Annotated in this window: 1 protein-coding gene; it reads left to right on the forward strand. The window is 68.9% G+C overall.

Annotated elements, in window-relative coordinates; genetic code table 11:
• On the forward strand, positions 1-225 hold a 225-nt coding region (locus I6F36_RS39360), incomplete at its 5' end, for a hypothetical protein (protein ID WP_225173336.1).
• Between the last annotated feature and the right edge of the window lie 164 nt (positions 226-389).

Consider the following 389-nt stretch of genomic DNA (forward strand, 5'->3'; position numbering starts at 1 on the left):
GTGGTGCTGGGGCAGCGGCTCCAGGTGCCGCTGCACAGCGTTGCGGCGCAGGAGTTGGATCCGGGCGGCTTCGACGTGCTCGACCGGCCAGGCCCGGAGTTCGCGTACGACCGGGCAGCGGGCTGGCGGGTCGACCCGGACGGGCATCCGGTGTACGTGCACCCCTACCTCCGCAGCGATGGTGGCACGGCTCCGTTCGACGGCGGTCCGGTAACGGACGAGTAGGCCGATGCCGTCGACCGGTACGAGACGAGAACCTTCTGTCTCCCGGCTTGCGGTTACCGAGCCTGCGACTCCGCTGAGTCCAGGGCTTCGGCCCGCATCGTTTCCAGCAGTTGGCGGGCCTGTTTGCCGGTTGCGGAGTCTGCGAGGAGCGAGTCGTATACCTG

The organism is Bradyrhizobium sp. BRP19 (genome assembly GCF_020194195.1).
GTDB classification, from domain to species: domain Bacteria; phylum Pseudomonadota; class Alphaproteobacteria; order Rhizobiales; family Xanthobacteraceae; genus Bradyrhizobium; species Bradyrhizobium yuanmingense.